At 37.2% G+C, this 22,619-nt stretch carries 23 protein-coding genes and 1 tRNA gene; 4 read left to right on the top strand and 20 right to left on the bottom strand.

Annotated elements, in window-relative coordinates:
* Positions 1-140 precede the first annotated feature (140 nt).
* From H8706_RS05515 to H8706_RS05455, 13 genes are all read right to left on the bottom strand, one after another.
* Complete coding sequence (locus H8706_RS05515; RefSeq protein WP_262431814.1) at positions 141-3,386, bottom strand: KAP family NTPase; 3,246 nt, start codon at positions 3,384-3,386, stop codon at positions 141-143.
* Positions 3,387-3,431: 45 nt separating this feature from the next.
* Entirely contained in the window at positions 3,432-4,544 is a 1,113-nt protein-coding gene (locus H8706_RS05510) for an HNH endonuclease family protein (protein ID WP_262431813.1), read from the bottom strand.
* Positions 4,541-5,599, bottom strand: coding sequence for an adenine-specific methyltransferase EcoRI family protein (locus H8706_RS05505; RefSeq protein ID WP_262431812.1), 1,059 nt, complete (start codon positions 5,597-5,599; stop codon positions 4,541-4,543). The genes H8706_RS05510 and H8706_RS05505 overlap by 4 nt, the downstream gene beginning before the upstream one ends.
* 1 nt (position 5,600) lies before the next feature.
* Entirely contained in the window at positions 5,601-6,434 is an 834-nt protein-coding gene (locus H8706_RS05500; RefSeq protein ID WP_262431811.1) for a nucleotidyl transferase AbiEii/AbiGii toxin family protein, read from the bottom strand.
* Entirely contained in the window at positions 6,431-7,021 is a 591-nt protein-coding gene (locus H8706_RS05495; RefSeq protein ID WP_262431810.1) for a type IV toxin-antitoxin system AbiEi family antitoxin domain-containing protein, read from the bottom strand. Before H8706_RS05495 ends, H8706_RS05500 begins: the two co-directional genes overlap by 4 nt.
* 122 nt (positions 7,022-7,143) lie before the next feature.
* Complete coding sequence (locus H8706_RS05490; RefSeq protein WP_262431809.1) at positions 7,144-8,463, bottom strand: relaxase/mobilization nuclease domain-containing protein; 1,320 nt, start codon at positions 8,461-8,463, stop codon at positions 7,144-7,146.
* A complete protein-coding gene (locus H8706_RS05485; RefSeq protein ID WP_262431808.1) occupies positions 8,436-8,795 on the bottom strand; it encodes a MobC family plasmid mobilization relaxosome protein in 360 nt (119 codons plus the stop codon). Before H8706_RS05485 ends, H8706_RS05490 begins: the two co-directional genes overlap by 28 nt.
* Before the next feature lie 79 nt (positions 8,796-8,874).
* The gene (locus H8706_RS05480; RefSeq protein ID WP_262431807.1) at positions 8,875-9,252 is read right to left on the bottom strand and encodes a TnpV protein; all 378 of its coding nucleotides are present in this window, start codon (positions 9,250-9,252) and stop codon (positions 8,875-8,877) included.
* Positions 9,253-9,323: 71 nt separating this feature from the next.
* Positions 9,324-9,581 (bottom strand): complexin-2, encoded by a 258-nt coding sequence (locus H8706_RS05475; protein WP_262431806.1) that lies wholly within the window; start codon positions 9,579-9,581, stop codon positions 9,324-9,326.
* Between the two features lie 77 nt (positions 9,582-9,658).
* Complete coding sequence (locus H8706_RS05470; RefSeq protein ID WP_262431805.1) at positions 9,659-10,606, bottom strand: AAA family ATPase; 948 nt, start codon at positions 10,604-10,606, stop codon at positions 9,659-9,661.
* 104 nt (positions 10,607-10,710) lie between these two features.
* Positions 10,711-11,037 (bottom strand): plasmid mobilization protein, encoded by a 327-nt coding sequence (locus tag H8706_RS05465; protein ID WP_262431804.1) that lies wholly within the window; start codon positions 11,035-11,037, stop codon positions 10,711-10,713.
* Positions 11,038-12,114, bottom strand: a complete 1,077-nt coding sequence (locus H8706_RS05460; RefSeq protein ID WP_262431803.1) for a site-specific integrase — start codon at positions 12,112-12,114, stop codon at positions 11,038-11,040.
* A complete protein-coding gene (locus H8706_RS05455; RefSeq protein ID WP_262431802.1) occupies positions 12,101-12,304 on the bottom strand; it encodes a DNA-binding protein in 204 nt (67 codons plus the stop codon). Before H8706_RS05455 ends, H8706_RS05460 begins: the two co-directional genes overlap by 14 nt.
* Before the next feature lie 221 nt (positions 12,305-12,525).
* Here H8706_RS05455 and H8706_RS05450 point away from each other — a divergent pair, with 221 nt between their 5' ends.
* Positions 12,526-13,008, top strand: a complete 483-nt coding sequence (locus tag H8706_RS05450) for a helix-turn-helix domain-containing protein (protein WP_262431801.1) — start codon at positions 12,526-12,528, stop codon at positions 13,006-13,008.
* Positions 13,009-13,089: 81 nt separating this feature from the next.
* On the opposite strand, the gene guaA is transcribed toward H8706_RS05450, so the two are convergent.
* The 5 genes from guaA to H8706_RS05425 are packed head-to-tail and all read right to left on the bottom strand — an operon-like array spanning position 13,090 to position 18,476.
* Positions 13,090-14,634, bottom strand: coding sequence for a glutamine-hydrolyzing GMP synthase (guaA, locus tag H8706_RS05445; RefSeq protein WP_262431800.1), 1,545 nt, complete (start codon positions 14,632-14,634; stop codon positions 13,090-13,092).
* A 48-nt stretch (positions 14,635-14,682) separates the two neighbouring features.
* Positions 14,683-15,123, bottom strand: coding sequence for a hypothetical protein (locus H8706_RS05440; protein ID WP_262431799.1), 441 nt, complete (start codon positions 15,121-15,123; stop codon positions 14,683-14,685).
* 48 nt (positions 15,124-15,171) lie between these two features.
* On the bottom strand, positions 15,172-16,851 hold the full coding sequence (locus H8706_RS05435) for a B12-binding domain-containing radical SAM protein (protein ID WP_262431798.1): 1,680 nt from the start codon (positions 16,849-16,851) through the stop codon (positions 15,172-15,174).
* 31 nt (positions 16,852-16,882) lie between these two features.
* On the bottom strand, positions 16,883-17,719 hold the full coding sequence (gene ytxC / locus H8706_RS05430; RefSeq protein ID WP_262431797.1) for a putative sporulation protein YtxC: 837 nt from the start codon (positions 17,717-17,719) through the stop codon (positions 16,883-16,885).
* Between the two features lie 31 nt (positions 17,720-17,750).
* Positions 17,751-18,476, bottom strand: coding sequence for a DUF6873 family GME fold protein (locus H8706_RS05425; RefSeq protein ID WP_262431796.1), 726 nt, complete (start codon positions 18,474-18,476; stop codon positions 17,751-17,753).
* Between the two features lie 196 nt (positions 18,477-18,672).
* Here H8706_RS05425 and H8706_RS05420 point away from each other — a divergent pair, with 196 nt between their 5' ends.
* Entirely contained in the window at positions 18,673-19,830 is a 1,158-nt protein-coding gene (locus tag H8706_RS05420) for a M20 metallopeptidase family protein (RefSeq protein ID WP_262431795.1), read from the top strand.
* Positions 19,831-19,863: 33 nt separating this feature from the next.
* Here the strand turns inward: H8706_RS05420 and H8706_RS05415 are convergent, their stop codons facing one another.
* A complete protein-coding gene (locus H8706_RS05415; protein ID WP_262431794.1) occupies positions 19,864-21,048 on the bottom strand; it encodes a hypothetical protein in 1,185 nt (394 codons plus the stop codon).
* 234 nt (positions 21,049-21,282) lie between these two features.
* Here H8706_RS05415 and H8706_RS05410 point away from each other — a divergent pair.
* Positions 21,283-21,358, top strand: a tRNA-Ala gene (locus H8706_RS05410).
* Positions 21,359-21,555: 197 nt separating this feature from the next.
* Here H8706_RS05410 and H8706_RS05405 read toward each other — a convergent pair.
* Positions 21,556-22,284, bottom strand: coding sequence for an MT-A70 family methyltransferase (locus tag H8706_RS05405; RefSeq protein ID WP_262431793.1), 729 nt, complete (start codon positions 22,282-22,284; stop codon positions 21,556-21,558).
* A 127-nt stretch (positions 22,285-22,411) separates the two neighbouring features.
* Here H8706_RS05405 and H8706_RS05400 point away from each other — a divergent pair, with 127 nt between their 5' ends.
* The gene (locus H8706_RS05400; protein WP_262431792.1) at positions 22,412-22,618 is read left to right on the top strand and encodes a helix-turn-helix domain-containing protein; all 207 of its coding nucleotides are present in this window, start codon (positions 22,412-22,414) and stop codon (positions 22,616-22,618) included.
* Position 22,619 lies beyond the last annotated feature (1 nt).

The raw sequence follows: 22,619 nt of genomic DNA, 5'->3' as shown, positions 1-22,619 counted from the left end.
TGGGCTACTTCGTTCTTTCGCCGGTGCATCATACCGGCTACTCATTGTCAAGCAAACCGTGGAATAAATGCGGTCGGTTTGCGTAAATTAACGAAATACTGCGATTCATTTCGTTTTTTGGAGCTTTTTTGTGTCTATTTTTACTGGGATGGCACACTTTTACCTATCACATAGTTAATGTACTTCTTCCTATTGTATAATTGGGAAGTAATTGCAGGGCACAATGCTGTGTTCAATTCTATATTTTCCACCCATTGAATACTCACATCAGTATATTGTTTTAGCACATTGAGAAAATTAATGTATTCATTTGTTAAATTCGACTCTTGTATTGTTTTTTCTAATGTTGGAATAAGGGCTTTTAAATGCTGTAAACAGCCTAAGGCCTCTGAAGCATCATCTAACTTTAATAATGTCGATATATAGCTAATTGCATTTTCTCTTTGACTTTCTTCTAATTCTTTAAACTTGATTTTATCAAAATCTAACGCATAAAATAGCTTTTTTGCCACATCACTATCCCTAACTACGGTATCGTGTTCCGAGTTAAACAAATAATCAAATGTCTTTAAACAATCTTCTGGACTTCTATCATCCTGATTGCAGTATTCCCACACAAAATCACAATTTTCTACATTTAACTTAGAACCATCTATACAGATAATAGCATCTGAAAATGTGACAAAGGTATTTAGTTCATCTTTTGTTATAATTGGATATTCTCCCTCGAAAATCATACTATATTTATCATATACATTTTGCATATTTCTAATTATACATTTTCTAAGTAATATAAATGCTGATGGATTCTTATTATACAATACTTTACTAGCAGTAATTATATTATCTTTAACTGTGTCATCAGAATAGTTTATATCATCAATTTGATTTATCGGTGCTTTTGTAAGAAGATAACTTATAAATAAATTATTATCTTTCAATCTTTGTAATACATCTTCATTCAATCCTTTGTCAAATGCTTTTTTGTCTATCCCTTTTAAGTATTCATCAGGAAGTTTTTTTACATCAAGTCCATTAATATATTTACAAATAAGTTCTAATTCATCTACTGTTTCTAATATAACATTAAAATATTCAATATTTATAATTTGATTAATATGTAAAAACCTCAGCAAATGTTCACCTAAATACTTATTATTTCTATCATTTCTAATCAATTCATCATATACATCAAAGGCAAGCTCAACATTTTCACTGGATAATTTTTCCATATTAATTTTATTTAATATATATTCCATTTTTACACTAATCAAATTTTTATCAACTAACATTAAAATTATATCTATATTATTAATATTATTAATTTCATCTTCTGTAATAATCGGAACATTTATCTCTGTATTTACAAATAAAGATATAAACTCCACAACATTTTTTTCAAATGCCAGAATGATATTTTTTCTTAAGTCAAGGAATTGTTCTCGTGTTAATCCATCGTTGGAAATCATATCCAATATGGTTTTTACATAACATGATATAAATTCTTTTTTTCTCTTTATTTGCACTGTGTTGATCATCTTTAAACAGGATAATATATATTCATCTTGTGTTTTTAATTTTAGAGTATATCTGCATAACAAATCTAATGCTTTCTCAAAATTATATTCAGCAGCTAATTCAAATAGCTTACCATTTAATATCAACACTATTGGGTATGGTTTATTATTATCTAAACTTTTAATGGTATCTATAACAATAGAATTTGGTCTGTTTGCAAAAATACGATTAACCTTTTCATCTAAGTCGGTTACATCATCAAAAACAGTAGGCAATTTTATTAAATTACAAACATCTTTTTCATCTACTGTCTTTATATAACTATTATCAGGATAGGTATAGAAATACATTCGAAAATCATCATCAAATACATTATCTAAGACAAGCTTACATAGCACATCAATAAATTTCATTTCGTCAGTTTCCATTGCCGTGTTTTCTTGCTGAACTTCGTAGAAAATTTCATTAAATTTTTTTAATAATTCATCTTTCTTATTTTCGTCTATTCCATTTTTAATAGAGTACGATTCTCTTATAAACTTTTCAAACTTACTTTCACTTTTAACTAAATTATAAAATTCCTTTGGGAAAGCACTCTCTAGATAAGCAACAGCAGTACAGGCAGTAAAATTAATAGTAGTGGTATCTTTGTAATTTTTGTTTTTTAAGGAAACCATTATCGAAATTGCATGATTAAGCCTATCTTTTAAATCTCTCAACGTAAGATTTTCTCCCATCAATATCCAGCTAAACGATTCAGGAAGGTGTTCTTCATTAATATCCTCTCCAATCAAACATTCCAGCTTTTCTTTTGATTTTTCATTTTTTTCAAACAAAGACAATAATGCCGATTCATAATCTTCAAAATGAATTGGCTTTAAATTTACGGTTACATCAAATACTTTTGAATATAAATGTTCAAAAATATTATCTTGAATATCGTTAGAAGTTTTCTTTTTTGTCTTAAGTAATGCCTCAGGTTTTATGGCAACAATAAAAACAAATTTATCTTTCAATCTTTCGGATACTGAATTTTGAAACCTATATAGTTCTTTTAAAAACTTTGTAATCAATGTTTTGTCATCAATTCTATCTAAATCTTCAATAAAAACTATTTGTTTGTTATCATAAGAATTTTCTACTAGCTTTGTTGCTATTTCATCATATAATTCAAAAACATCATTGCTTTCCAAATGACTATCACCTATTTTTTTCCAGCTTGAAAACGCAATAGATGTATCCACAATTCCATAAATCAACAATACCAAAGCAATCACGAAAAATAGCGGATTGACATCTTTAATAAACTTTATAAGTCCGATACTGTTTTCGTTAATAAAGTTAATGTTATTTTGGGCAAAAATCATATATAAAGCGTATGAAAGAGCAGCTGCTCCTCCGTATTTCCATAACTTTGTGGATACCGTACTAAAAGATATTGTATTGAAATTTTTACTCATTCTTTTACTAACATATCGAGACAACTTTGATACACAACTATTGTCATTATTTCCGTTAGCAAGTTGATATAAAAATGATTTTGTCAATTCGGATATATCATTATCATCAGCCTTTTTCGATATGCTATCCCACATATTAATTCTAATTGTGCTGTATTTATGCTCATTATTAAGTACATCCGAAATAAGAATATCTGAAATAGTGGATTTCCCTGTACCATAGTCTGCAATAACACCAATCATATTGGCACCATTATCTATTGCCTTATGTATCGTTTCAACTTGAGACTTAAAGCCAACTACATCTTCCAAATAACTGGTTGCTGGCTTATTTATAAAAACAATCGGTTCGTATTCTGCTCGTTCAATATCATTGAGTATTTTATTATTTTTTTTTGAATTAAACATAGTTGACCTCCTTTGCCCTATTTTCAATTATAGCACATTCACAATCTATTTACCCGACTTTCTGCGATTACATTCAATACATAACATTTGACAATTCTCCGCATTTGTTTTGCCACCAGCGTGCCACGGCGTAATATGATCCCCTTCCATTTCATTAATATAAAAATGTTTTCCACATTTAGCACAGATACCATTTTGTCGTTCATATGCTTCTCTCTTTTGATTATCTGTGAACTGACGTATATTTAAATACTTCTCATCGCTGGTTAATACATATGTATAAATGCCCTTTTTATTTGTAACATCATCATCCATCATAAGTGTTTTAATTTTTGTTTCAAGTACTGATGGATCTAATTCTGCATCTTTATATATGTTGTAGAGCAGACCCCATTCTATTCCTTTCATTTCTTTACGTTTTATCGGAAAGATTGTTTCGACCCACTCTATAACACGCTTAAAATATATCCAGATCTGATTGGCATTGTCATCGTGTTGATGAAGAGCCATATATGTTTCTATCGTATCTAAGCCATCACGGTCAGCAATCCACTTGATAGCAGTTTCAAGATATTCCTGTCTGATAGGTGAACCACTTACATAGTCTTTTCCCATATTGTATGCTGCACAAGTAGGCCTAGAAAAATGAATTTTAGCATCAGAAAGCCATGTGCCAGTATATGCTGTGTTTCTTAATTCTTGCGGAGTCAATGGCTTACCGGCAATATTAATTACCTTAAACCATTCGTGTACCTCTGAGGATGTTCCATCACAAATATAAATATCCAAAATATAGTCATCAATTCGATTTTGAATGTCTTTTTCTAAATTAAAATAATATTTTTCGTCTACTGCGAAGGTACGCTCACTTTCTGCTGTGTAACGACAAATGGAGATAGTTCTCTGTTGCCCATCCATAAGCTCATATCGATCATCTTCTGTTTTTGCCCAATACATCGTATTTAGAGGAAATCCTTTCTTTACAGTGCGGATAACCTCATCACGTTCTTTAGGGGCATATACATATTCACGCTGATATGGAGGACGAACATCTAATTTACCTCCATATGCAACAATACCTTCTATTCCATCAATACCTTTTTCTTCATATCCATTACACAACTCTTTTATAGAAACTTGCATTCTATCAATTTTCATTGTATATCACCATTCTTTCTTTTTCTTATAGCAATCCTCTTGTATTTGGATTTTCCGTTAATAACAGGTTTAGCCAGATCTAGATCGTTTGTTACACTTCCACCATCAAATTTTCCAAGAATTTCAAATTGTTCATCACAATGCGATGCCAAATATGTAATTGGAACACCCATTATTTTATCCGTATCGCAGGGAATCTCTGCAACAGTTTCCACATGGATTGCATCATATGTATCATATGTAGGGTAAGCTTCTGGGGAATAATGCTTATATAGATCAAGCGGCTGATGACGAATATCAATATCCATGTTGGTAAACCAACAGATATTACCCAACCTACGCCACTTCTGACCGTTCTCATCTTGCTTGTAGTCCGTTTTCTTTTCTTCATAATACTCAGGTACTTTGAACCAGAAGTGTCCTGAATTATATCCAAGCCACATTTTATGCTCTCTGAAATAATGAAATATCTCTTTAAATGTAATATGATTCATATTACCAAGAATGAGAAATTGTTTTCCACTCTCAGCAAGTAATGGAATATATTCTTTCATCAAAGAGAATGGTGGATTTGTAACAACGACATCACTCTCATAAAGAAGTTTTAAACATTCAGGGGAACGGAAATCACCATCACCATCTAAAAGCGTAAGCGCATTTTTATCATTCTTCAAAAGATATTCCACATCTGACAGATCAACTGTATTGCTTCCATCTTCATCCTTTACCTCTGTAATTTCTATTTTATAAGGTTTCTTTTGCTCCCTCTTAGTATATGTTATGTCACCATTATCAAATAAAGAAAGTTGTGTGTAAACGATAGGTGAAGTAGCATAGCATGTGGTTATAAGTTTTTTTAATCCGAGAGAATTAAAATTTAGCGCAAAATACTTAAAAAAGTTACTTTCATACGGATCATCACAATTACATAAAACCACTTTATTTTCAAAATATTTACGATAATGTCTAAGTTCCTCCTCAATAGTAGAAAGTTGAGTGTAAAACTCATCCGTTTTTCCTGTCCGTGACATATGTAAATTACTGTTATCAGCCATTTTATATTTCCTCCATCAACTCATTAACTGCCTTGCAAGTATTTTCAAAGCTTATTTCCTTTGCATATTCAAATTCTTTCTGATACCTTGTCCATTGATTGTTCATCACCGTACTGTTTGCAACAGTTTCAATAATTTCTTTATAATTTGCAACAATATGCCCCGTGCCACGCTTTTTAACCGTTGCGGCAAAAGCTTCCTTTAAAATTTGATTATCAATATTTTGCTTTTGCAGTGTATTCAAAATATAAACATCATAATAATCTCTCTGTCTTGTATTTTGGTTACCTCTTGAGATAATTGTTTCGAGTTTTTCAGCAAGTATTGTTTCAACCGTATATGCCAAAACATTTATACTGCGTTCCTCAAACATAAGATTAAAAGAATAAACCATCTCACGAGGTGTAATCTTATCTCCCGTTGTTATATCGATTTTAAGAGGCACAGCCATTGGCGGATAGTTGCCGGTTAAGCTGACACGATAGCCACCATATTCATCATCCTCACGAATATCATCAATACCGCTGAATTCAAAATTAATATCATCATCTATATGTATTTTACAAATATCAACAAACATTCCCGATATTGTTTCCTTTGTCACCGGAAGTCCTTTTATTGTTGCGTCCATATCCATTGTTGCTCTGGTATCGAGTCCAACCATCGCTGCTAATAAAAAACCGCCCTTCAAGATAAAATTATCATGATACTTTGAAACGGAAATCCGCTCAAGCAGTCGTTCAAGCATATAGTTCTGCAGTACAATTTGAGCAGATATTTTCTTTTCCTTAGCCAGATTTTTCACATATGCTTTAAGTTGCATTGCATTCTTCATACAAGCACCTCCAAATACTTTCTTACTTTATCTTCAACCCGTGACATTTTAGCAAACTCCGATATCAAAGGTAAATTTTTATTACTGCATTTTGCGTATCTTTTAAAAGCATCTGTAATAACTTGAATATCTATGGCATTTCTCGCTTTCAAAATATCGCATAAAGTATGCTCAATACAATATGCATTTACTTCGTTGCCGGATGGTGTTTTGACCGGAATAATTCCTTTTTCATATAATTCTTTTTTTACTCTGTGAGCAATAATCTCATTTTTTATTGCAGAAGTGTTATATGATGCCGGAAATGTCATATCATATTTAACAGGCGTTCTGTCTGTAAAGCCTAATAAATATAATGCAGATATATTTGAAAATACCCCTTTTTTAAACCGTATCTGCAAATTATAGAATTCATCATCTAATTTCGTAGGCAGAACATAAACACCCCTTGTAGGATGGTCTAACAAGCCTTTATCAACCATTATGCGTAAAGTTGTACGGTGTATATTCATTTCATCAACCTGTCCGGTTGTAATTGTGCCGCCGTTAAATTCAGCTGCTTTTAAAATTCTATCTGAACTTTTCATGCAAACCTCCAAGCAACTTTTATGCCTATTATTATATATGAAATAGGCATAAAAGTCAATCTTTTTTGAGAATTTTGTCGAGTTTCAACAATACATTTCTTTCAATTGCGGATATATTGCTATCATCCAATGACATAATCCTTAATTTGCTGCTTTTGAGGTTCATTTGCTTCTTTTTCAAGCCGTGCAACATATTCTGTATGTTCTCTAATACGCTCGGCATCAATAAAGATGTTGTTGCAGGTTCTTAGATTTTTCCGCAACTCTCGCAATTCTGCGTTTATTGTCTTGATTTCTGTCTTTGAGTCAGTTTTATCATACAACTTACTTCGCCGGATAATCATTTCATCAATTTTATTTTCAACATTTTCCTTGAATATGGTCAACTGCTCTACCGTTTCAATTTCATTATCATACAGAAATCGAAACTGCTTTTGATACCGTTCAAATTTTATCAATTCATCACGCATATAAAACGAAACTCTCTGCGGTGTTTCCTTTTTGCGTATCTTTCCGAACAAGTACAGATAGTGAAAATACAACGCTTTAAATCCGTGCAACTTGGTTGGCTCATATTTATTAAGCCAAGCGTTATAATCGGATTTCGGCTTATCCAAATCTCGTATGCCGTTCCTCGCCGCAATAATCCGTTGCCTTATTGCCTCCTCGCTGTAATTCTTACCAAGCGATTTCAGTCGTATATACCTTTGCGAAAATGCCGGTTTTAACACAACATACTTCACATCGCGCTTGACCGCATACCCACGCTGTTTTAATATTTTCCAAAACTGCTCATATGTATATGAACACTTGATAATTTCATCAAGTTCATCTTTTATCTGATTTCTGACAGTCGGTCTGTTTTCGTGTTCTGCTTTCCATTCGGCATAATTTTTACCCTTGCCGGGATTTTTAATTACAGACAAACCGTATTCTGCACAGATTTTGTCCGACTCTGCTCTCATTTGCCAATACGCCTTACTGCCGCCCCTGAATTTCTTTCCGTCAACAAAAGAAACGGAATTAAGGCAAAAATGATTGTGCAGATGTTCTTTATCGAGGTGCGTTGTAACTAAAATTTGAAACCTATCGCCCCATAAACGCCTTGCAAGCTCCACGCCAATTTCGTGTGCTTGGTCGGGAGTGACCTCGCCGGGCAGAAAACTTTGATAGCCGTGATAGGCTAAAATTTTGTCCGTTTTCCCGAATTGCAGTTTTGTCATCACCATTTGGTCACGGGCAATGTTCGGGGATAAATTTATCCCCGAAACATAAACCTTGTTATGCGTTTTTGCCTCGTCCTCAGCATAGTCTATTACATCCGCCAAGGCTTGCAATTCCGTATCGGTATATTTGCCGCCATCCGTCTTTTCCGGATTGGTAACATAATTTATCACACTGTCAAGCCGACCTTTTATAGACCAAATTCTTGTAGCAGCCATTTGTCATTCCTCCTTTCGGGAGTGAAAACGGACTTGCTGATTTCAACGATAAATTCATTTAATCTGCGGACATTTTCTTCATATGCCTTGACATTGATAAAACCTTTTAAATTTGCCACTTTCGCAATTTGATTTATGCTATTACCTATTGCATTGAGTTCTTTCATCATTCCGTAAAAGTCAGCCTCCGGCTTTTCTTTCGGTGTTGTTCCCATAATCAACATTCGCAAATATACCTCTTTCGGAACACCGACTTTATCTGCCGATTTTGTTAATTTACCACTCTCCTTATCGTTCAACCGAAGTGTTATTTTGTTGTTTCGTGTTCTCATTAAAATTCTCCTTTCGCTTTGGGGTATTAGGGGCAACGCCACTAAAATGGAGAATTTGGACATCCAAATGCTATGCTTGTTAGAACATAAAGTTCCTACTTTCCGCATAAACCACTCTCTCGAGAATTACCTCCTCAGCACAGCTCTTTGCGTTGTTCATATACCCAACCCATTCCATTTGGTGAGTTGCCTTGTCGGGAGCAGTCTGCTCCGCCGACTTAATAAATTGCTCCAAAATTTTCTCCGCCTGAACATCAACCTCGTGCAAATGTTCATTCAATTTCCCTGTCATTAAAAGTGTACTATACCGACACGGTTTACTTGTTTTCAAAAACTGTAACCTCATTCTGCTGTATTTGCCGATTTCATATTGATTTTGCGGCAGTTCAAAATTCGGCAAATAATAATCACCGCACTTAACATACTCAATTCCGTTTTCAATAAATCTTTCTTTCATAATTCAATCCTCTCATTCGTAATAGTTTTACGGGAATGTGCCACATTCCCGTTCAGGTAGTTAAAAGGAAATCAATATCTGAAATCCCTATGCATACCGACCGCATCGAGATACTTCTGTCTTGCCTTTTCTCTCGCCGCATCTGTCTCCGCCGTTTTATACTCGGTGTAGTAACTCCGCCTTGATATGGCGTCCATTTTTTTATCAATGCCGTTTTTGATGTCATAATAAAGCTCGTTTAGTTCGTAATCATCAATTTCCAATTCGTCACTGTAAAAATATTTTAGCATTTTTACAAATAATTCTTGCGTAATTTGAATTTTCTTCATATTGTTTCCTCCGTTTCAAGATGGCAAGGTGGTAAGATGCCCCTTTATATACAATAGGGCATCTTGCCATCTTGACTTTAATCATAGCTCCAATGCCATTGATTATTCACCCGTTTTGACTTGATTTTTAGTTCATCTTTGGCATTCCGCAAGGTTTTATCGGATATGCCATTTTGCCGTGCAAGTTCTGTAATTTCCGTTTGTGCCATTTGTCCGTCTGCAAGCAGATTTTCAAGAAAATCCATTGCCTCCTGCTTTTTTGTGCCTTTCACAGTTCCCGAAAGCAAATCATCAGCCATAATGTCCAACTCGCCTATCCATTCAAAGCCGGTTTCTTCATTTAATCGAAATGCAACCGCCTTTGCTTCGGGTGCAAGTGAGCTTTTTGTTTGACATACAACCCTGACTTTCGGCTCGTCCTTAATTCTGCCGACAATCAGCACGCTTCTTGCCGCCGCCTGAAAGTCGATTGAACCCAAACCTCTGTATGCCGATTTTCCGACGCTGCATTTATTCATATGTCCGATTAAGATTATGGCACATTTGTATTTTTCCGCAAGCTCTGATATGTGTTTCATAATCGGTCTGATTTCGTTTGCACGATGCATATCCACATCAGCACCCAAGAAACCTTGAATCGGATCTAACACAACAAGTTTTGCATTTGTTTCGACAATAGCCTGTTCGAGCCGCACATCACGCATTGTAAGCGGTGTGTCCCTGTCGTCAATCACAAGCACTTTTGAGCAATCTGCGTCAGCTGATAACAGCCGAGGTTTTATCGTGTCTGCTAATCCGTCCTCCGCCGTTTGATAAATCACATTTATCGGCGGTTTTTCTTTCTCGTCAATAATGCTTTCACCTTTGGTAAGCCTTGCAATGATTTGAAGAACAAGCGTTGTTTTACCCTCGCCGGGATCGCCCTGAATAATCGTCACTTTCCCGTATGGGATAAACGGATACCAAAGCCAGCTTACAGATTCAACCTCGACATCACGCATATTTATCAGTTTTAAATCTGACATTTTTCGTCACCTCCTATTGCAAATTAGCCGGAGGTGTGGTAAAATATCCTTGTCTGGATGGTGTTTTACCACACTTTCCGAGTCCTTTTGTATTTGCCGATACATTAGGACTTTTCTTTTTCTGCCAACCCGTTGTAGGTTTGCGTCATAATCTGAATTATATCGAGTAAGTCACTGTCAATATTCGCACTGTTTTCTATTCGTCTTAACTCTGTCAAAATATCTGCCATTTGATTTCTTAAAGCCTTGTAAACTCTTGTGTTTGGCTGAACTATTACATCACGCTCCGACAGGCGTTTGATTATGTAGTCCTGTTTTGTAAGTCCTGACAGTTTTACTCTGACATTCAAATCATCTCGCTCCTGCGGTGACATCCGGAATGATATTATCACATTCCGCCATCTGCCTTTATTATCAAGCGTTTTATCCATTTAGCTAACGCCCCTTTCAATGTTCAATTTATCCGCCATTTTCGCCTGTTCACTCGGAAACATATGTGCATATCTGTAAGTTATGTCAATACTCTCGTGTCCGACACGCTTTGCGATTGCCACGGCTGTAAATCCCATATTGATAAGCAAGCTGACGTGCGAATGACGAAGTTGATGCAGCGTCAGTTTTTTGATGCCTGCCGCCTTTGAGCCTCTCCGCATTTCGCTATGAAGAAAGCTCTTTGTGAAATCAAAAATTCGGTCATTTTCTCCGATACCGTATAGCATTCCGATGTATTCCTTGATTTCATCTCTTAAAAATTCCGGCATTGTTATTGTACGAATGCTGCACGGTGTTTTCGGATCGGTGATAATGTCCTCACCCTCAAGCCTTTGATAGGACTTGTTCACCCGAAGCGTTGATTTTTCAAAATCAAAGTCCGCCGGTGTTAATGCCAACAGCTCGCCGACACGCAGTCCGCACCAATAAAGAATTTCAAAAGCATAAAACGCTTGCGGCTTATCCATCATCACATCTGCAAATTTAGCATATTCCTCCTTCGTCCAGATTACCATTTCTTTTGTTTGCTCTCTGCCCATATTCCCGGCTTTTCTTGCCGGGTTCTCGGTCAGGTTATAGAAATTGCAAGCGTGATTGAATATAGCACTTATTTGATTATGAATCGTTTTGAGATAACTCGGCGAATGCAGCTCGCCGTTTTCGTCACGCTCTGCCATAATCACATTTTGCCACGCAATAATATCCGTTGCTTTAATTTCCGACATTTTTCTGTCCTTAAAATACGGAAGTATCTTGTTTTCTATAACATTCTTCTTGGTAAGAAAAGTGTTTTTCTTAATCCTTGATTTTCGGTCATTGTAATACAATTCCAAAAACGCTCCGAATGTCATATCAAGATTTGAACTTTTAATCTGCAAAAACTCTCGCTCCCAGCTTTGGGCTTCTCGCTTGGTTTCAAACCCCCTTTTCATTTTTTGTTTTCTCGCACCATCCCAATTATCGTATCGGCATGATACATACCATTTTCCTGTCTTTTTGTCCTTATGCACCGACATTGTTAAACACTCCTTCCGAACCGTAAAATTTTTCCTCAAAGTATCTTCTGCTCACTCTGCCCGCTACTGTTATAAAGCCTTTTGCTTCAAGCTCTTTGTTCAGAAGACGCACAACTTTGTAAGCATAAGATATTGAGACACCCAAGGTTTCTGCCACCTCATCAGCGGAAATCATCAACTGTTTGTTCATCTTTGTTTTCTCCTTTCTCAAATTTTTATACCGTTCATTATCGAACTGTATATCTGTATTATATCAGTTCATTTATGAACTGTCAATACCATTTTTACATATTCACAAAATGTTCACATTTTATTTTCCACAAAATTTAAAATTACTATTTCATTTTTGAACTGTTTGTGTTATACTATATGTAAGATTATTTTTGATAACAGATTTTCGGAGGTATCACTATGGATGTTGGAAAAAAGATTAAGCGATTTCGCACGGCTTTCGGATTGTCCCAAAAGGAGCTGGCACAAAAATCCGGTTTGAGCGAACCGGCAATCCGCAATTATGAACTCGGAAACCGTACACCGTCCGAAAAGCAGCTTGAGAAAATCGCCGGTGCTTTGGGAGTAAGCATATACGCAATTTCCGATCCTAATTTAGAAAATTACGACGCTGTTATGCACGCACTTTTTTGCTTAGAAGATGAATACGGCATTGTTCCTAATGAAGTTGACGGACAAGTGCACTTGTCCGTGGAAAACAAAAACGCTGTCACAAGAACTGTAAGCAAAATGCTCAGTTCATGGAACAGCGAATTCAAAAAACTTAAATCAGGTGAAATAACAAAGGAAGAATATGATATGTGGCGTTACAGTTATCCTCGTATTAAGGCTGAACGCTTACATGAAGAATTTAAGAAACTGAAAAACAATACTGAAAAATAACAAATGTTATCATTCTGTTATCAATTTCAAAATTAAATCCCCGAAAACCGCATTATAACGCAGTTTTTGGGGATTTGTTTATTACTCCCACTCGATTGTAGCGGGGGGTTTACTTGTGATATCGTACACAATTCTGTTGATGTTTTTAACCTCATTTATAATCCTGTTTGACGCGGACTCGAGGATATCGTACGGGATTTTTGCCCAATCGGCGGTCATAAAATCATTCGTCGTAACTGCGCGGAGAGCAAGGGTATAATCATACGTTCTGCCGTCGCCCATAACGCCGACCGAGCGCATATTTGTGAGCACCGCAAAATACTGGTGCACATTTTTGTCGTAACCCGCCTTTGCAAGTTCGTCACGGAAGATAAAGTCCGCGTCCTGCAAAGTTTTTATCTTTTCTTCAGTAATATCGCCGATTATTCTTATCGCAAGTCCGGGGCCGGGGAACGGCTGACGCCATACCAAAAATTCGGGAATACCAAGCTCAAGTCCGACTTTTCGTACCTCGTCCTTAAACAAATCGCGCAAAGGCTCGACGATTTCCTTGAAGTCAACATAATCGGGAAGTCCGCCGACGTTATGGTGGCTCTTAATCACCGCCGCGTCGCCCGTACCGCTCTCGATAACGTCGGGGTAAATTGTGCCCTGAACAAGATAATCAACCTTGCCGATTTTCTTCGCCTCCTGCTCAAACACTCTTATAAATTCCTCGCCGATGATTTTTCTTTTCGTTTCGGGGTCGGAAACGCCTTTGAGCTTGCCCAAAAATCTATCCTGTGCGTTAACGCGGATAAGGTTCATATCAAATTTTTCTTTAAACGTTTTTTCAACCTCGTCGCCCTCGTTTTTGCGCAAAAGACCGTGGTCAACAAAAATACAGGTGAGATTTTTGCCTACCGCCTTGTGTATCATAACCGCGGCAACAGAGGAATCGACACCGCCCGAAAGCGCGCAAAGCACCTTTTTATCGCCGATCTTTTCGCGGAGTTTTTCAATCGACTGTTTCGCAAACTCGTCCATTTTCCAGTCGCCGTTCAAACCGCAAACCTCATAGAGAAAATTATGAAGCATTTTCTGACCGAACTCGGTGTGCTGAACCTCGGGGTGGAACTGAACGCCGTAAAAACCGCGTTCTTCGTCGGCAATGGCAACGTTGGGACACTTGTCGGAATGTGCCACAAGCTTAAAGCCCTCGGGGACTTTCGCCATATAGTCGCCGTGGCTCATCCAGGTGATACTCTCGTCGGGAATATCCTTAAAAAGCTTGCACGACGTATCAAAATACGTTTTTGTTTTGCCGTATTCGCGCGCAGAATCGTCCTGCGCCGGAGTAACCTCGCCGTCAAGAAGATGCGCGATAAGCTGACAGCCGTAGCAAATGCCCAAAATCGGCACGCCGAGCGAGAAAATCTCTTTTGTATAAAGCGGAGAACCGTCCTCGTAAACGCTGTTCGGACCGCCCGTGAATATGATTGCAGACGGATTTTTCGCCTTTAATTCCTCAAGGCTTTTGGTGTACGGCATAACTTCGCAGTACACGTTACATTCGCGGACTCTGCGCGCGATAAGCTGATTGTACTGACCGCCGAAATCCAAAACTATGACTAACTGATTATTCAAAAAGACAACTCCCCTCAAAAAACTGTAAAATATATCAAAGTATGTTCATTATTTGTAAAGCCAAGATAACGGAATCAAAAATGTATACGGCGCGGTTGCAATCGCAAATATCAGAGACGTTCCCAATCTTTCCTTTTTACTGCAATTTTTCAGTGTGAAAAAATAGTTCAGCACAAATATCAAAACCGCAGAAATCAAAATCGCCGGTATTGTAAGATACAGCTCATCGCCCATTGCACCCGCATTTGCCGATATCAGCATAAAAACCGAGCCGGCAAGGTCGGACAAAATACCAATCAGGAAAAATTTCAGAATGGACTTTTTATAAAACCGTGCCCTGTTTCCAAATTTAAAAACAAACATAGAAATAATCAACACCAAACTGTCGATTAAAAAATTTGCAGGCAAAACAACCAGCCACGCCGCCGGCAAAAGCATTAACAACCAAAACGGAAACACAACATTATAAAGCTTAACATCTTTATTCATATCTGATTTCCTCCGTAAAACATACCCGAACTGTTTTACGTTATTATATCACACTTTTTGTGCACTTTCAATACAAAATTTGACAAAATCCTCCGTTATGTCGCAATATTGGTTATTTTTCAGATTAAACAGCCAGAATTTATTGAAAAAACGTCTGATTTGTATAAACTTCACAAGTTTTTTTGCGGGGAAATTTTCAAATCCGGGCAGATATTTATGCGTCATACCGGTATCTTTCAAAAATTCAAAGCACACGGATTTTAATTTTGCATTGCCCTCAAAATCGTCTTTCTTTTTGCATTTCGGGTTTGTCATACGGTCAAACTCGGCACAGTCGGCAAAATCCTTAAAATTTGCAAACGTATTTTTTATCGCGTCGCAGAGCATATCGGTCGAAAGACCTATTTCAAAAAGGCGGTTTTTCTCAAAATATTTAACCAGCATATCGAAAATTTCAAAACGGCTTTCAAATTTTTCAAAAAGATAATTCATACTTTTCTCAAATTCACCGCTGTTATAAAACTTATCCAGCATTTGCTCGATTTTTTTAAGATAACAAATATCGGCAAACGTCATAAAATCGTTTGAAATAATTTCGTACGGCGCTTTGCTTTTGAAAACGTAACCGTATTTTTCCGCCTCGTTTCGTATGCGCGAACCTTTCAAGAGCTTTAAAAATCCGAGCTGAAGCATATGCGGACGGAGCGCTATAACGTCGTTAAACGATTTTTTAAAGCTTTCAATATCCTCGTACGGCAGACCTGCGATAAGGTCTAAATGAATATGTATGGTTTTAAGATTTATAAGCGGCACGATTTTGTCTTTAAGTTTGTCAAAATCAATTTTTCTGCCGATAGCCGAAATTGTTTTTTCGTTTGTGGACTGCACGCCGATTTCAAACTGAATGACGCCCTCGGGCGCATTTTTCAATATTTCAAGCGTTTTATCGGTAATCAAATCGCCTGCAAGTTCGCAGTGAAATTTTGTGTTTTTGGTGTTTTTGATTATAAAATCAAAAATTTCGTCGGCGCGTTTTCTGTCCGCATTAAAGGTGCGGTCAACGAATTTAACCAGCGGAATGTTGTTGTTTATAAAAAACATAAGCTCGTCCTTAACGCGCGCGGTATCAAGAAAACTCACCCTGCTGCCATCGCCCGAAAGGCAGTAACTGCAATTATACGGGCAGCCGCGCGACGATTCGTAGTAGACGATTTTGTTTTTTAATTCGTCCGCGCTGTCGTACACAAAAGGATAGCTGTTGATGTCGCAGAGTCCGAGTTTTTCATTTTGCAGAATTTCCCCGTTTTCGCGGTAGGTAAGCGACGGCACGTTTTTAAAATCACCGCCGTTTTCAAGCGTCTGCAAAAGCGATTTAAACGGAATTTCGCCCTCACCGCTTATGATAAAATCAATAAAACCGTTCTTTTCCATAACGTCTTCCGCGTCGTACGACACCTCAAGACCGCCGAGAACGGTTATAAATTTCGGGTTGGCTTTTTTTAAACATTCGCAGATGTAAAGCACCTTTTCGATATTCCATATGTAGCACGAAAACGCCGTAACGTCGGGATTTTTTTCAAAAATATCCGATATTATGGCGTCTGTGCTGTCGTTTATAGTGTAATCCTTTGTTTCAACGTCAAAGCCTGTGCAGTATTTTTTAAGACACCGCACCGCAAGGCTTGAATGGACATATTTTGCATTGAGCGCAGAGATAAGAGTTTTCATTTGTATCACCTTGTTTTATGTTTAGTCATATTCAATCTATTTTATCATCTTTTTTGATGTTTTGGTCGTTTTTGTCAAATTCTTCGCACAAATCACAGCCGTCACAGTAGCTTACGTTATTTTCAAAAATATTTTCGATTGTTTTTAATATTTCTTTGTTTTCAAACATATTCTTATTATGGATGACAACCTTTTTAGGGGCGAGATTTATAAGCTCGCTCAAAAGTATATCGTAAACGTCCAGAATTTCGTCCGCAATTTCAACGCTCACTTCGCAGTCGGAAAGCGGAATTTTGTTTTTGTTTTCGTCTATGAGCACATATTCGCCGTTTTTGTTTTTAAAAACGTCCACGCGCTCGCACTCGGAATTTTGCACGTCGAGAAAATATTTCAAAAGCTTGACAAACTCGAAATATTCCTTCTTTTCGAGATATTCGTCGGTAATGCTTTCCGCAGCGTCAAAAATTCCGTTTAAAAAGTCGGTGAGCCGAAAATCGGCAAAACCCTTTATTTCGATAAAATTGTTTTCGTTAATGTATTTTAAAACCGCGTCCGATATAAATTTAACGTCTTTTTCTTTATCGAGCGACGCGAAAATTTCGTCTTTTTCGTTTTTGTCAAAATAATAATAAATTTCGTCAACCGCCCTCAAAAAATAGCGTTTCACATACGTTTTGAAAACAAAATCCGCAATGATACCGCTTATTTTTTCTTTCGACGATATACTGTCGAGAAACGTTTTTATAAAAAGACGGTTTTTACCCGTAAAATTGCCGTAAATAAAACTGTTTTCGTTTAAAATTTCAAAAAATTCTTCGGTTTGTTCTTTGGTAAAAAAATCGGTGTCAAGTGCAACGGTGTAGCACAATTTTTTTCAAACCTCCTTTTTTATTAAAATTTTATATTACAACCGCGCTCCCGATGTCGCAAAGCGCACCTTTTTTGAGCGATACGCTTTTGATACTGCGCGTATTCAAAAAATCGTTTATTTTTTCAAAGTCGGGGTGATTTTCGATTTCGCCGAAAAACGCAAGCGTATTTTTGTTTATTTTAACGCTCGCACCGCCGATAAATCCGTTTTTGTAGCCTTTTAGCGAAACGTATCCCGAACGGATTAAAAGACAGTCTATTCCGTGTTTTTCACAGGCGTTGAAAATGCCCCTATCTTCGGTGATTACCGAGTTTTCGTCTGCAACGCAGACATTGCATTTTGCGTATCCCTGCGAAACGTTGACGCAAACAAGATTATTGTCCGAAATATATTTTTTTATAACACTGTCGGTGTATTTAAAATTGTGAATAACAAACCTCCCGACCCTTGCTATATTATATGCAATATCGCCGGGGTAGTGACTTTCAAGCGCGGTTTCTCCGCACACAATATCGAATTTTTCGCCCAAAACCGCCTTATAATACGGATAAAGCGACTTTTCGCACACAAATTTATTTCCGCCGAGATGGACAAACTGCATATCAATGTGAGTATCTGTCGGCGCAGTTAAATTTTGCACCTTTTCGCCTTTAATTATGCGCGCATTTGTGCTTTTGAACATACTTTCGTCCGCAAATTTGTTAATTATGAAAATTTCGGGATTTTTTTCGGGCAAATTCGGAATAATAGTCATTAACATCACCTGAATTCATTGTAGCACATTTTTCGCAAAATTCATAGTATAAATTATGAAAGTTTTAAAAAGCGTATTCAGCAGGGAGGAAACTCCTTGTTGTTTATATAGCCGTATCTTTAATTTTTTAAGGATACGGCATTTATTTTTATTGACATTTCAAAAAAACAATGCGATAATATTTTTGGTGATGATTATGACGGATATTAAAAACGAAATAAACGCGCTTGAGGACGAAATTATAAATTTACGGCGCACTCTGCACCGTCACCCCGAATTTGCGTTCTGCGAATTTAAGACGGGCGAAATTATTAAAGATTTTCTGAAAAAACACAATATTGACTATAAAGACGGCATTGCAAAAACGGGTATCTGCGCCGATATAAAGGGCGCCGAAAACGGCAAAACAATCCTCGTCCGCGCCGACATTGACGCACTCAAAATTACCGAGCAAAACGACGTGGAATATAGGTCGGAAAATAACGGATTTATGCACGCGTGCGGTCACGATTTTCACATTGCCATTGCGCTGTACTGCGCCGCCGTTATCAAAAAAATTCAAAATGAAATAAACGGCAACGTTAGGTTCATTTTTCAGCCTGCCGAGGAGGAAACGGGCGGTGCGCTGGATATGATAAACGAGGGTGTGTTAAAAAACGTCGATACGGCAGTCGGTCTGCACGTTGACCCCGAAACCGAAACGGGCAAAATAACCGTTAAGGACGGCGAATTTTTCGCCTCGCCCGACTTTTTCAACGCCGAGATTATCGGCAAAGGCTCGCACGGCGCACAGCCGCAGAACGCTGTTGACCCAATTAAAATTTTGACCGAAATTTTGTTTAACATTCACAAAAACGTTGACAGTGCTACCGAAAACGAAGTTGTGATGTCGGTGTGCAAGGTAAATTCGGGATTTTCCGAAAATTCTATTCCCGACACCGCGTCTTTCGGGGGCACGGTGCGCGCATTTGACAACGTTTTGCGCAAAAAGGCGGACAAAGCGATTGAGAAAACAATCAAAACCGCGTGCGAAAAAGCGGGCGCAAAATATGAGTATAAATATACCTATCTTTACCCTCCGCTCATCAACGACAAAAACGTTACCGAGCTCCTTATAAAGAGTGCTGAAAAGGCAGTCGGAAAAGAAAACATTCTCACCGCCGAAAAAAATATGCTGGGCGACGATTTTTCATATATCGCCGAGAATGTGCCGTCGTGCTATTTTAAGCTGGGGTGCAGAAACGATGAAAAGATTTCGTCTAACAAGCTCCACACGCCGAATTTCAACCCGAACGAAAATGCTATAAAAATCGGCGCGGAAATTTTTGTGAATTTTATTCTTGATAATATGTAAAAAAACCCACGTGAATATCACGTGGGTTTTTAGTTATCTTATTGTATAACTGTTCAAATCAAAATCACAGTTCAGCTTATTTGCACCGCTCGGTCCCGCATACGGTGAAAGTCCTACACGAACGATATTCTCGCCGACCTTTTCAACCGTGGTTTTGTCATAAATCGTCGAACCCGAGTAAACGTTGCTGTAACCGCCCGTCTTTTTAACCGCAACGTAAACAATGTCCTGATACTCGTCAACGGGTTTTAAAACTTTAACCGTAACAAAATAAAAATCTTCGGTTTCAAGCTTATCGAGCGTTTCATAATTTTCCTTGTCGTCAAGCGCTTTAAATGCCTCGTCAGCCGTGGGAGTTTTGCCGTCCCAAAGCGCATAGGTAAGCTCTTTTAAAATCTCCGGTTTGGTGATGAAATATCTTTCTACCACCTCGTACGGAATGTAGTCGTCATTAAAAATATACATAAATCCTATCTCTGTTTTCTCTTTTCCGTTGTCAAAATAAAGGGGTTTTAACACATTTGTTTCTTTTTTAAATTCGTCCGAATAAGCCGGGGTACTGTAAAAACCGGATGTAATATAGTTCATTCTGTCAAATTTTGCGCTGATAACATTGTCGCTTGCAGTGTACACAAGATTTGCGCCGTAGTCAAATACGCTAAAATTCAAACCCGGGTCTATGAAATCAAGCGCAATAATTTTGTTTTCCGCATCCCATTTTGCCGTACAGCGGTATTTTGAATATCCGAAATTCTCGTTCACACCGCCGATTTTGCCCAAATCTTCAATGGCAACCGCAGTTTTTCCGCCGATGTTCATACCGTCGATTTCGTAACCGTTTATGTAAACTTCTATATCTGTTTCGTACACGTCGCCGAGAATTTTGCCCACTTTTCCGCGTTTTATCTCGTCATACGCCTCACTCCAAAAATTTTTCGACGACTCCATTCTGACGTTGAGCGTGCGCGCGCTGTCATCGTATTTTGCGTAAACCGCGTAGGTACGCATACTTTCCACGTCCGCAAGCTCCTCAATTACAACCGCGGTTTTTCCGCCGATATTGTAGGACGGCGCGTTGTGACCGTCTATTTTCGCGAGTATGTCTGTTGAATAAACTTTTCCGATAACGTCGCCGTTTGCCGCATATGCGCCAATGCCGAAAAGCGACGCGCAGGCAAAAATCATACCCGAAACAAGCAAAAATTTAAACTTTTTCATATTATACCTCCTTGTGAATGATAATTTTACAGCTTGATTTTAGCATAGAATTTTTTGAGGTTCAACATAACAAAAACAGTTGTAATGTTTATTTAATAAAGGTGTAATGTTTGTTTCGGAAGACGTTGCGCGCGTTTGACGATTGAAATTTGCATAAAGTTTTTAAAATCGGCGAAGTTTTTGAAAATAACTATTGACTTAAAACGAAAGTTGATGTATAATAACACTGTTTACGGGGAATTAGCTCAGCTGGGAGAGCGCGTGGTTCGCAATCACGAGGTCAGGGGTTCGATCCCCCTATTCTCCACCAAATAAGAACCGCAATTTTGATACAAAACTGCGGTTCTGTTTTTTTGCCTTAAGAACTTTATACCAAGATATTTTCTGAAAAAGAAAAGTTCCATTATGATTATAAATGTATTTTTACAAGGTGAATTTTGCCGCGATACGCTTTTTCTCAGTTCATAATTCACAATAAAACTTTTCTCGGAAAATAATTGCATTATTTTATATAAGCGAGAACTGTATATTTTCTTCTGTTTCCTTATTCGACAAAATTTCTATTTTTTTATTCGGAATTTCCAATCCCCAATTATCCCACCCATAATAGTTTTTTCGGGCAAATAATTCAATTTTTGATTGTTCCGGAAACATTTTAGTAATACCATCAATTACAATTTCCGGTTTCTCACTATGCTTCCCACGATGAACAGAAACTAATTGTCTAACATTTCTTGCTCCACGAGGTGCAGGAAATTTTCCTTTTTTAAATGCGAGCACAAATTCGGTTTGAGATAATGTATATCTGCCGGGATTATGAACTTGTTTATCCCAAACAAACGCAACAGTTTTGTATTCAAATCCCCAACTTTCACCCAATTCTATTGAATTTGCAAACTGAGGACCTGTTGTCCACATAAATAAAATGCAATCATCATCAGCAATGGATGGAACATTTAATTTTTTGAGATCATTAAGCTTAACCGTAGGGTACTTAAAGCTTGCAGAACTTATAAAAATATTTCTTTCAAATCCAATATTTTCTGTTTTAATACAAGTTTTATCATACTGCATCTTCCCGCCATAGTCCCACGGAGGGTCAGCGTATATAACTTGATATTTTTTGTCGGGCAATAGAGGATATAACTCATCTAAGGGATTATTCTTTTTCCGTTTTTTTGCCTCTGGATTGTATTTGGAATACCCGCTAGCCATAGATTTGTTTAAATCGCTCATAAACGCTCACCTACCGATGAATATTGTAACATAACTGATTGATATTGTCAAGCATTTGTTACTTATAGTCAGTTGACTTAAAAGCAATATTTAGTATAGAATTCTGTTTGTAGAGGTGAGGTTTAGTATGATTAAAGAGAACTTTGGAAAAAGAGTTCAAAAATTGAGAAAACAAAGCGGGTTGAGTCAAGAAAAATTTGCACTGTTAATAGATATGGATAGAACATATTTTGCATCTGTAGAATCCGGAAAACGCAACATCTCAATAGAAAATATATCAAAAATTGCACGAGGCTTAAATGTTCCGTTAGAAGAATTATTTAGGGGGTTATAAT

This window comes from Qingrenia yutianensis, assembly GCF_014385105.1.
Taxonomy (GTDB): domain Bacteria; phylum Bacillota; class Clostridia; order UMGS1810; family UMGS1810; genus Qingrenia; species Qingrenia yutianensis.
The sequence above is the reverse complement of the archived record's forward strand: the minus strand, read 5'-3'. Positions and strand labels throughout refer to the sequence as shown.

What these genes read in the sequence shown, in the direction of transcription:
- H8706_RS05440 (WP_262431799.1), bottom strand. Translation starts at nt 15,123, where the DNA reads ATGAATAAAGATGTTAAGCTTTATAATGTTGTGTTTCCGTTTTGGTTG.
- H8706_RS05405 (WP_262431793.1), bottom strand. Translation starts at nt 22,284, where the DNA reads ATGAGCGATTTAAACAAATCTATGGCTAGCGGGTATTCCAAATACAAT.
- H8706_RS05460 (WP_262431803.1), bottom strand. Translation starts at nt 12,114, where the DNA reads ATGTCGGTGCATAAGGACAAAAAGACAGGAAAATGGTATGTATCATGC.
- H8706_RS05435 (WP_262431798.1), bottom strand. Translation starts at nt 16,851, where the DNA reads ATGAAAACTCTTATCTCTGCGCTCAATGCAAAATATGTCCATTCAAGC.
- H8706_RS05420 (WP_262431795.1), top strand. Translation starts at nt 18,673, where the DNA reads ATGACGGATATTAAAAACGAAATAAACGCGCTTGAGGACGAAATTATA.
- H8706_RS05475 (WP_262431806.1), bottom strand. Translation starts at nt 9,581, where the DNA reads ATGAAGAAAATTCAAATTACGCAAGAATTATTTGTAAAAATGCTAAAA.
- H8706_RS05450 (WP_262431801.1), top strand. Translation starts at nt 12,526, where the DNA reads ATGGATGTTGGAAAAAAGATTAAGCGATTTCGCACGGCTTTCGGATTG.
- H8706_RS05400 (WP_262431792.1), top strand. Translation starts at nt 22,412, where the DNA reads ATGATTAAAGAGAACTTTGGAAAAAGAGTTCAAAAATTGAGAAAACAA.
- H8706_RS05495 (WP_262431810.1), bottom strand. Translation starts at nt 7,021, where the DNA reads ATGAAAAGTTCAGATAGAATTTTAAAAGCAGCTGAATTTAACGGCGGC.
- H8706_RS05515 (WP_262431814.1), bottom strand. Translation starts at nt 3,386, where the DNA reads ATGTTTAATTCAAAAAAAAATAATAAAATACTCAATGATATTGAACGA.
- H8706_RS05455 (WP_262431802.1), bottom strand. Translation starts at nt 12,304, where the DNA reads ATGAACAAACAGTTGATGATTTCCGCTGATGAGGTGGCAGAAACCTTG.
- H8706_RS05485 (WP_262431808.1), bottom strand. Translation starts at nt 8,795, where the DNA reads ATGAGAACACGAAACAACAAAATAACACTTCGGTTGAACGATAAGGAG.
- H8706_RS05480 (WP_262431807.1), bottom strand. Translation starts at nt 9,252, where the DNA reads ATGAAAGAAAGATTTATTGAAAACGGAATTGAGTATGTTAAGTGCGGT.
- H8706_RS05490 (WP_262431809.1), bottom strand. Translation starts at nt 8,463, where the DNA reads ATGGCTGCTACAAGAATTTGGTCTATAAAAGGTCGGCTTGACAGTGTG.
- H8706_RS05510 (WP_262431813.1), bottom strand. Translation starts at nt 4,544, where the DNA reads ATGAAAATTGATAGAATGCAAGTTTCTATAAAAGAGTTGTGTAATGGA.
- H8706_RS05470 (WP_262431805.1), bottom strand. Translation starts at nt 10,606, where the DNA reads ATGTCAGATTTAAAACTGATAAATATGCGTGATGTCGAGGTTGAATCT.
- H8706_RS05500 (WP_262431811.1), bottom strand. Translation starts at nt 6,434, where the DNA reads ATGAAGAATGCAATGCAACTTAAAGCATATGTGAAAAATCTGGCTAAG.
- H8706_RS05415 (WP_262431794.1), bottom strand. Translation starts at nt 21,048, where the DNA reads ATGAAAAAGTTTAAATTTTTGCTTGTTTCGGGTATGATTTTTGCCTGC.
- H8706_RS05505 (WP_262431812.1), bottom strand. Translation starts at nt 5,599, where the DNA reads ATGGCTGATAACAGTAATTTACATATGTCACGGACAGGAAAAACGGAT.
- H8706_RS05465 (WP_262431804.1), bottom strand. Translation starts at nt 11,037, where the DNA reads ATGGATAAAACGCTTGATAATAAAGGCAGATGGCGGAATGTGATAATA.
- H8706_RS05425 (WP_262431796.1), bottom strand. Translation starts at nt 18,476, where the DNA reads ATGACTATTATTCCGAATTTGCCCGAAAAAAATCCCGAAATTTTCATA.